This is a genomic window from Methanosarcina baikalica (assembly GCF_031461075.1).
GTDB classification, from domain to species: domain Archaea; phylum Halobacteriota; class Methanosarcinia; order Methanosarcinales; family Methanosarcinaceae; genus Methanosarcina; species Methanosarcina baikalica.
In genome coordinates, this window is the sequence record NZ_JAVKPK010000029.1 from 34,020 (window position 1) to 43,301 (window position 9,282).

Annotated in this window: 6 protein-coding genes, 1 tRNA gene and 1 pseudogene; 4 read left to right on the forward strand and 4 right to left on the reverse strand. The window is 40.1% G+C overall.

All coding sequences use genetic code 11. From position 1 onward, the window contains the following. Positions 1-171 precede the first annotated feature (171 nt). Positions 172-1,454 (forward strand): annotated as a pseudogene (locus RG963_RS08685) (PGF-pre-PGF domain-containing protein); the annotation flags it as partial. A gap of 54 nt (positions 1,455-1,508) precedes the next feature. Continuing rightward, positions 1,509-1,697, forward strand: a complete 189-nt coding sequence (locus tag RG963_RS08690) for a PGF-CTERM sorting domain-containing protein (protein ID WP_310575871.1) — start codon at positions 1,509-1,511, stop codon at positions 1,695-1,697. A 36-nt stretch (positions 1,698-1,733) separates the two neighbouring features. Here the strand turns inward: RG963_RS08690 and RG963_RS08695 are convergent. Further along, positions 1,734-1,818, reverse strand: a tRNA-Leu gene (locus RG963_RS08695). Between the two features lie 96 nt (positions 1,819-1,914). Here RG963_RS08695 and RG963_RS08700 point away from each other — a divergent pair. Then, positions 1,915-2,670 carry an MBL fold metallo-hydrolase gene (locus RG963_RS08700; protein WP_310575872.1) on the forward strand — a complete coding sequence of 252 codons (756 nt, stop codon included), beginning with the start codon at positions 1,915-1,917 and terminating at the stop codon, positions 2,668-2,670. Positions 2,671-2,990: 320 nt separating this feature from the next. Beyond that, complete coding sequence (locus tag RG963_RS08705) at positions 2,991-3,335, forward strand: hypothetical protein (RefSeq protein ID WP_310575873.1); 345 nt, start codon at positions 2,991-2,993, stop codon at positions 3,333-3,335. Positions 3,336-3,488: 153 nt separating this feature from the next. Here RG963_RS08705 and RG963_RS08710 read toward each other — a convergent pair whose 3' ends face one another. From RG963_RS08710 to RG963_RS08720, 3 genes are read right to left on the reverse strand one after another with little or no spacing between them, the layout of a single operon-like run. Next, a complete protein-coding gene (locus RG963_RS08710) occupies positions 3,489-4,865 on the reverse strand; it encodes a glycosyltransferase (protein ID WP_310575874.1) in 1,377 nt (458 codons plus the stop codon). Between the two features lie 29 nt (positions 4,866-4,894). Next, complete coding sequence (locus RG963_RS08715; protein WP_310575875.1) at positions 4,895-5,929, reverse strand: glycoside hydrolase family 130 protein; 1,035 nt, start codon at positions 5,927-5,929, stop codon at positions 4,895-4,897. Positions 5,930-5,942: 13 nt separating this feature from the next. Beyond that, positions 5,943-8,339 (reverse strand): glycosyltransferase family 4 protein, encoded by a 2,397-nt coding sequence (locus tag RG963_RS08720; protein ID WP_310575876.1) that lies wholly within the window; start codon positions 8,337-8,339, stop codon positions 5,943-5,945. Positions 8,340-9,282 lie beyond the last annotated feature (943 nt).

A 9,282-nucleotide genomic window follows, 5' to 3' on the forward strand; every position in this document is an offset into this window, starting at 1 on the left:
GATGGAGGATATATACTTGCAGGAGGTACCAGTTCTTTTGGGGCGGGTTTTTCTGATGCTTGGTTGATAAAAACGGATTCAGAAGGAACTGAAGAATGGAATAGAACTTTTGGAGGAAATAGCTCTGGGTATGCATTTTTTGTTAACAAAAGTAGCGATGGGGGATATATAATGGCAGGATATAATAATTCTTCGGATCCATATAGCTACGATGCCTGGTTAATAAAAACGGATTCAAAAGGAAACGAAGAATGGAACAAAACTTTTGGAGGAACATACTTTGACTGTGCATATGCTGTTCAGGAGCTAGAATCTAGAGAATATGTGATAGCAGGTGTAGTTTCCGATTTTGGGGCCAAATCTGATGCCTGGCTGATAAAAACAGATTCAAATGGAACTGAAGAATGGAACAAAACCTTTGGTGGTCCAAACAGAGACCGTTTCAATTCAGCTCAAAGAACCGGAGACGGCGGTTTGATACTTGCTGGACAAACACGGCTAACCAGTAATCCTAATGATTATGAAGCTTGGCTAATTAAAACCGACTCAAATGGAAATGAGGAATGGAATAATACTTTTGAAGGAGAGAGTCAATATGCAAATTTTAACTCTGTCCAGGAAATTAGTGATGGAGAGTATGTACTTGCAGGAGAAACGGGAAGTGGCACCGATGCTTGGATAGTTAAAGTTAGTCCCGAAAACCAGCTAGAAGAGGATTCAAAAGTAATACTTCCCGTTGCAAACTTTAGCGCCAATGTCACAAGTGGCTATGCTCCTCTTGCTGTTAAGTTTAACGACAGTTCAGAAAACGCAACAGGGTGGAACTGGGACTTTGGAGACGGAATCAATTCAACCGAGCAGAATCCAGCTCATACTTATTTTTCAGCAGGGAATTATTTTGTTATTTTGACAGGAAATAATGCAAATAGAACTGACTCAAAAACTGCTGCAATAAATGTACTTACACCAAGCGACTCAAATGGAGGCAGTAATAGTGGAAGCAGCCATACCAGCAGCGGAAGTAGCAGTGGAAGTGGAGGTGCAGGCGGTTCCCCAGAGCCCGCAAGAAACGTTGAAGTCAAGGAACTTTCACAGGCATTTATTACAAACGGAAAACTTGTAAAGTTTGATTTCGCAAAGAATGCAACCTGTGTTGTGTATGTAAACTTTGATTCAAAGAAGACTGCCGGCAAAACCACAGCCATTGCCGAACAGCTCAAAGGAAAATCGACCTTGGTTTCCGGACTACCTTCTGGAGAGGTTTATAAATCCTTTAATGTCTGGGTTGGAAACAGCGGGTTTGCAACTTCCAAGAATATAGAAAATCCAGTTTTTTGTTTCAAGGTTGAAAGAGCCTGGGTAAAGGATAAAAATGTCAATCCAGAGTCCATTACTCTTAACAGATACAGCAATCAAAAATGGGAGCAATTCCCAGTAAACCTGTCGGGGAAGACAACAAGTACTTGCATTTCACAGCCAAAACTTCAGGGTTTTCTTCATTTGCAATAATGGGTATAGCAAAACTATCTGAAACTGTATCGAAAATAAACATTGATTACACTACAACAACTAATGAAAACAACATAACGAATAAAGAACTACAGACTCAACAAAAGAAAATCCTGAGTACACCAAGCTTTGAAATATATTATGGAGTGGCTGGTTTGCTTGCGGTGTTCCTGTATAGAAGAAAGTAAAAAAGGTAAAATCCAAGTTCGATGTAAAAAAGGTAGTGCGAGGGGTGGGATTCGAACCCACGAAATCCTTCGATACCGGATCTTAAGTCCGGCGCCTTTGACCGGGCTGGGCAACCCTCGCGCTTGAAAAAAGAAAGGTTATTTTTGAGCCGCAAAAATTCGTTATGTGAACATGCTTTAAATAAAGTTAAATTATTTAAAGTTTATTCTCTACCTCATGGAGATTACATTTCTTGGCACTGGAGTTGCGATCCCGCAGAAGGGTCGGGTACAGTCCGGAATCCTTGTGAGGCTTGAGGAAAAGCCACTACTGATTGATTGCGGAAGCGGAGTATTGAACAAGTTTCCTGAAACAGACATTTCCCATACCGAGGTAGACACCGTATTGCTCTCACACCTTCATCTTGACCATGTGGCTGACCTTCTTCCCCTCCTGAAAGCAAACTGGCTCTGCGGAAAGACCAATATGAGGATCTACGGGCCAGAAGGGACAGAAGAATGGCTTTCAAAGGTGCTTGGTGCCTATGAATATATTATGGAAGAAGTGGACGTGGATGTTATTGAGATCTTCCCTGGAAAGGACTTTACTCCAGAAGGTTTTGACTGTGAGATCAGATGCACAGCCGCAATACACAGTGTTCCGACTCTGGCTTACCGTGTAACTGCAGAAGACGGAGAGTTTGTTTACTCAGGAGACACCGAGCCCTCTAGGGACATAATGGACCTTGCGGCTGAAGCCGATCTTCTGATTCACGAATGCTCATTTCCCCCAGGCACGAACGTCACAAATCACACAACTCCAACCACACTTGCAGACATGCTGGAAGAATATAACAAAGAAATAGGAAGCATCTGCCTTACGCATTTCTATCCGGATATGCGGGGACATGAAAGAGAGGCAGTATACCGCTTGAAAGGATATTTCGAAGGAGAAGTGATTCTTGCTGAAGATCTGATGAAACTTGAACTGTAATGGGATTTAGGCTGTAAAGTGAAATTCCGGCTGTAAAGTAAAATTCCAGCTAGAAAGTAAGTTTGTACTGTTGAATGAGAGACAATCCGAAGAATGGTTTCAAATTCTTCGGCACTCCTCAGACTTTAAATCTTTCACGTTTATTTTCCATATTTCTTAACCTGATAGCTATGCGGCGAACGATATGTAGCCTTGAACGATATGTAGCCTTATTACAGTTTAAGAGTATGATCCTTATCATTAAATAGCAGAAAAGCAGAATCATATTTTATTCAGGTAAAGTTCTGAAATACCAGCATATTTTATCATCAGGTGACACCATGGCAAGAATACTCTCAGAAACAGACATCGGCATTCTGAAAACGGTTGCTCCGGAGTGTAAAGATCTCCTCTGCTCAGGCTCAGGAGTACCCTACAGTTCCATACTTCCGCCCCTGGCAAATCATTATTCAAAAGATGCAGCCGACTTCCTGAGAAGAATCAATTTATTATCCCGATATGAACTCGAATACCTTATCAGGCTTATTTTATCAGGAGAGGAAAGCCTGGGCTGCGTACCTTTTAATTACATAACTGTCTTCGTGGAAAACGTCTCTGAAAGGCTTGGTGAAGAAATCGCATCCCAGGTCAGAAAATCTTATGAAAATTCCGAATGCCCTGCTTAAGGATAATTTAGAGTATGTAAAATAGAAACTGGCAGAGCTTATGATGGAGCAAGACTTAAAGCGAGGCTAAAAGATATTACAACTTTAAGCAAGGCTAAAAGATATTACAAGCTGTATCATCGTCTGTACAGGTTTCCATCCGTAAAAAATCTCTCATTCTCTACCGTATTTGTCTTCAAGCCTTTCGATGTCGTCTTCCCCCAGATAATCACCCTGTGAAATTTCAATGAAAACAAGGTTTTCGTTGTCTATATTTTTAACACGATGCACCTGCTTTACCGGAAAGTCGACAGAATCCCCGGCTAAAACCCTGATTTTACTCTCGTTTTTAGTTACAATTCCTTTTCCACTGACTATGTACCAGTGCTCTTTTCTATGAGCATGGCGCTGAAGTGAGATTTCACCCTCAGGTAAAACCGTAAGGCTTTTGACTTTATATCCGGGCTTCTCACTAAGCACCTTATAATAACCCCAGGGTCTTACCGACTCACGTTTGCACTTATCCAGGATTGTTTCATAAACTTTGATATAATCATCCACCATCCTGTCGACAGAAAAACGTTTTTCAACATTTTCCCTGCATTTTTTGCGGGATATGGAGCCAATCATTTTCACAGCTTCTGCGGCTTCTTCAACGCTGTTAACCAGAAATCCGGTCTCTTTATCCATTATCAGCTCAGGCATCGAACCCCTGTTCATTGCAATTACCGGTGTACCGCTGGCCAGAGCTTCAACCACGCCAATCCCGAAAGCCTCATCGTAATTAATCATATGCAGAAGAGCGCGGGCATTTGATAAAAGCTCTTTTTTGCGTTCCTGGGAAACATGCCCTTCATAAATAATCTGCTGGTTATCGATATATGGCTCAACTTCTTTCATAAAGTATTCAGAATCAGCAATAAAACCGGCAATCAATAACTTCATTCCTGCTTTTTTGGCAGTCTCTATAGCTTCTCTTGTACCTTTATCCCTATGTATACGTGATATAAAAAGCAGATAATTCTCAGGAGTGTCGTTAAAAGTAAAACCTTCAATATCTATCCCATGCCTGACAGTTGCTATATAATCTAGTTCCTGGCATCTGTAGGCATCACTTATGGATACATAAAAAGTGCTATTGTTGTATTTTTTATAGACAGACAGGGTTTTTCTAGATGAGATGCCATGTATTGTTGTTACGACAGGCGTATCGACAAGCGCACTGTAGGTAAGAGGTAGATAGTCGAAATGGTTATGTATTATATCGAATTCGTTTGCCCTCTCAAAAACTTCTGATATGTGAAGGCATTCGTAAACCTTCACAAGGATTTCCTTGTCCTCTTCGTATGGTCTCGGGCATACTGCATGAAGTTTGGCTGCCGTATGCGAATCTGCTGTTGCAAACAGCGTAACGTCAATACCCCGTTTTACAAGCCCTTCAGTCAATAAGGATACTACAGATTCCCACGGCCCATACTTTTTAGGCGGCGTACTCCAGGCAATCGGAGATAACATCGCAATTCTTATAACGGCACCCCCAAAATTACTCACATCCCCAAATTTAATTTTTTAATTTAATTTTATCTTAACTTAAGAGAACCTTTTTTCGGATCAGTGGAAGTTCCCATATCTTCTTCAAACCATCTGCAGTACTCTTCAGGGCATTGTTTCTCAGGGCATCCATGGATATACTCCAGAATATCGTGCACTTTTGCGCTGGCCATTGATACGGATATATCTGCGCTTCCATAATAAATGCGGATTTCATCATCTACTAAGACCCATCCGCAAGGGAAAACAACATCATTAACATCCCCACTGCGTTCATACATTTCACGAGGCCCGAAAACCCATCCTTCAGACCTGTGAAGCACTTTCCTGGGATCTTCAGGATCAAGAAGGGCCAACCCAAGTCGATAACTTGCTTTAGATGTTGTCTGGCGTACACCATGATACATAATTAGCCATCCGTCAGATACACGCATTGGCTGAGGGGATAGCCCGATCTTGTTTGCATCCCACCACCCGCCTTCCCGAGCATACAGAAGGACCTCGTGTTCTCCCCAGTATTTCATATCCGGGGAAAAGGATATCCAGATATTTGCTTTTACACCCTGCATACAGGGCACAGGCCTGTGCAACATTGCCCACCTGCCATTAAATCTTACAGGAAACATAGCAGCATCTTTATTTTCAGGCGGAAGGGTAGGTCCTACTCGATCAAAATTACGAAAATTTTCTGTAAAGGCAAGCGCAGTTAATGGACCTGAATCCGAAAAAGCAGTATATGCTACAGCCCATTTTTCCATCTCATCTATGTAAGTTATGCGCGGGTCTTCAATGCCGTATATTTCTTCTGGATAGTTTATAGGATCAGGAGCAAAAGTCGGTTCGGTGTCAATTTCCCAATTGTCAATTCCGTTCTTACTTCTTGCTACTGTAAAGTGAGAAAAACCTCTGTGGTCTTCGACACGTACCATTAATAGGGTTATACCATCAACTATAACGGCAGCAGGGTTAAACACTGAATGAGCTCTATAGGGCCAATCCTGAACAGTAAGTATAGGATTTTTATCACATCTTTGAAACAGCTCCCCATGATCTTTCCATATCATGTTATCCCCTTCTTCACTCTACTTGGTTTACTGATAACAGGCTTTTTCTCTTCTGCATGGCTCCATCGTCCAGTTCGTTGCTTAGTCTGGATTGCAGGGTCGTGTTGAAAGCTTTATTTGTGTGTTTGTTTAAAGAGCTTAAAGCCATAAGGAAACAAATTACGGATTCTGCACCCTGGTTGGAGTTCATACCATCTACATTGAGCCCATCACAAACCGCACCTGTAGAATAATCGTACATTGGAGCCTGCAAACGGTTTCTACCAAGGAAATATTCAAAAGAGTATTTCGCAAGCTCGAGATATTTTTCCTCACGCACAATCTCATAAGCTGAAACATATGCCTGAGTTAAATAACCTGCCTCTATGGGCTGCTGGTCAAAAATCGGCTTTTCCCCTTTGTAAGAGTACCATCCCTGATTTCCAACAATGTCAAAAAAGTCTCCTTTCCATTGGATCTCAGTAAGAAAGTCCAGGGTAGCAAGGCCAATTTCTCTGTAAGTTCTGTTTTTGGTGTAATTATACGCCAGTAGAAGGGATTCGCTTAGTTTTGCATTACTGTAAGTAACTGTGGGCTCAAACCAGTTCCAGTCTTCTTTATGGTTGGCCTCATATAAGTCGACCAAGAAATTCGCGTGGCTGGTAAATATGCATTCAAAGGTGTCTTTGTCTACAAGAGTGTCTATGGGCTTTACAGCGTCTCTACTAGAGTTGAACACGGACTCAAATTCGTCTGCACCTATGCCTGCCCTGAGTATCTCATATAAACCGCACATTGTATAGGCTTTTGCCCTCGGATAGCTCACGTTTTTCATTTCATGCCTGGATTTGCTGATCAGGGTATGTGCAAGCGTACGTATATTCTTTGACAGGTAAGGGCAGCTCACCACATGTCCAAGCCCGTAAATTGCACGCCCGAGAGTATCTTCACTGCCTTTTTCATCTAAAAATTCTCTTTTATAGTTCATGAAGTTATGAAAGTGACCCGTGTTGGTTTGGGCATGTTCAAGAAAGCTCATGTATGTGGTAATTAACCTCCAGAACTCTTCAGCTTTTTTTTGGTTATCTATTAACTGTGTGAGTGCAACGAGAGCTCTGCCCATATCATCAGTACTGTACCCATGATGGCGAGCCGGTACGCCAAGATTAGTGTGCTGCATAACGCCCACATCATCGGTTAGTAGCTTAAGGTAATCGAGTTTTGCTTCAGGCAGCTGATTTGGAAGAAAATTAAATCTGTTAGGTGTTCTGGGGTAGGCACTGTGGTTCTTTAAAGCCTTAAGGAAAACATTATTATATTCTTTGCCCACATTTTTCCATGTCATTTTTCTACCAAAATCGTATGCTTTTTTGCGCATATTATCACACTCTTCTGGATTTTCAATTAAGTATAACAGGGATTTTTTAAAGCTATCCGTGTCTCCGAAATCTACAAGCAGTCCACGATTGTCGGAAAGCATTTCCTGGGCGTACCAGTAAGGAGTGGATACTATTGCTTTTCCCATACCCATTGCATAGGTGAGAGCACCGCTTACTATCTGTTCTCTGGAAAGGTAAGGAGATACATACATGTCACTGGCGAGGATATAATTACAGAGTTCTTCTTTTTCGACAAATTTGTCGTGGAATACTACATTGTTTTCAAGCCCGAGTTCGGAGACCTTGTTCTTAAGATATTGCCTGTATACTTCTCCCTGAGTCTTTTTGACCATGGGGTGAGTGGCACCCAATACAAGGTAGATAAGGTCAGGATACTGGTTTACAACGTCAGGAAGAGCGTTGAGCACGCTTTCAATACCTTTATTCTTGCTTAACAGGCCGAAAGTAAGGACAAGGGGAGACCCTTTAAGATTCAGCATTTTTTTATACTTACCGCAGTTGTTAAATGGATAGTCAGGAACTCCATGGAAAATAATTTCTATTTTATCTTCAGGAGCCTTATAGACATCTTTGAGCATATCAACTGCAGTCTGGCTCATTACAACCAGCTTTTCGGAATATCTTATGAGCTTTTCAGTGGATGCCCGGTAATCCGGTTCAGGTTCCCGGATTACGGTATGCATTGTGGATATTACAGGCTTGTTTATTCCTGATAGAAGAGCAAAAATGTAATCTCCTGCATTTCCCCCAAAAAGACCGAATTCATGCTGGAGACATACGATACGAGCATCTGATTTGTTTATATAATCGGCAGCCCTGTAATAATCTTCGAGCTTGTCCCTTTCAATCTGAAAAACGACCTCTTCAGGATAATTGTAAGTTTCAGAAGAATCGTTCAGAGCAATTACCTCACAATGAACGTCATTGTACTTCTCAGATACTGAATTTAAAAGATCAGAAGTAAATGTAGCAATACCACATTCTTTTGGAACATAAGTTCCTATAAATAATACTTTCAGTTGCCTATTCAATTAATTCCCCCCAGACTCAAAGTAATTTAATCTCATTCCCCATTTTTTTTAGATATATAATTCCCCAATCACATACCATAATTCTCCATAACTCGATACGGAGGTACACTGATGCAAAAGATATATACCAATAAAGATTATTATGACTTTTAATTAATACAATATATAGTTATCCAGGACATGCGATTACATTGAAAAATATATCCTTTAGAACCGGTAAATATGGTCAGTTTGTTAGGCATTTTTAATCATTAATAGCTCAGATGATTACTGAATAGCTATATTTAAAATACCCATCCAATTACTTACTCACTTTGATATTTCAACAAAGTGAGTAATAAAATATTGATTAAATCTAATAATTGTATTCAATGCTATTTAATATTATTTATAAATATAATTGTACGAGTTAACTGAAGAAAGCGAAAAAAGAATTAAGAGAAGATAGCGCTCAAAAATAGCTATTAGAAAAGTTTTGTCAATTGGAAGCTGTATCTCGGAATCACGCAGCTGCTTCAACATTGTTATTTTTACTCTTTCCTTAATCTGTTAAAATATTTATTCTCGAATCTATCTTAAGACCTTTTTATGAATTATTTATTATCCCTACCCGGTTTATCCAAATATGGATGTATTTAAATAATAATAGCAAAATATAAAAAAGTTATAGTAAGATTTAAAAGTATTTAATGAGGAAAAACATGAATTCTTTGAATGGGAGCTGCGGCTAGTTGAGTTTTAAAGACCTCCCCGATAAGCTGATCGTGTGCATAAATAGGGTCTAGTGCATCGATTCCATTCAGTATATCTAATTAATATAATATTTATAATGTAATATAAAGTATTTTCTAATGTAATATTAATTATTTCCTTACATAATAGTCATGGCTCGCATAAGTCATCGTCCCAAAATATCACTTACTAATGAAGAAAAAGAATATTT

Coding starts and splice junctions, on each gene's coding strand:
- RG963_RS08700 (WP_310575872.1), top strand. CDS start 1,915: ATGGAGATTACATTTCTTGGCACTGGAGTTGCGATCCCGCAGAAGGGT.
- RG963_RS08690 (WP_310575871.1), top strand. CDS start 1,509: ATGGGTATAGCAAAACTATCTGAAACTGTATCGAAAATAAACATTGAT.
- RG963_RS08715 (WP_310575875.1), bottom strand. CDS start 5,929: ATGATATGGAAAGATCATGGGGAGCTGTTTCAAAGATGTGATAAAAAT.
- RG963_RS08705 (WP_310575873.1), top strand. CDS start 2,991: ATGGCAAGAATACTCTCAGAAACAGACATCGGCATTCTGAAAACGGTT.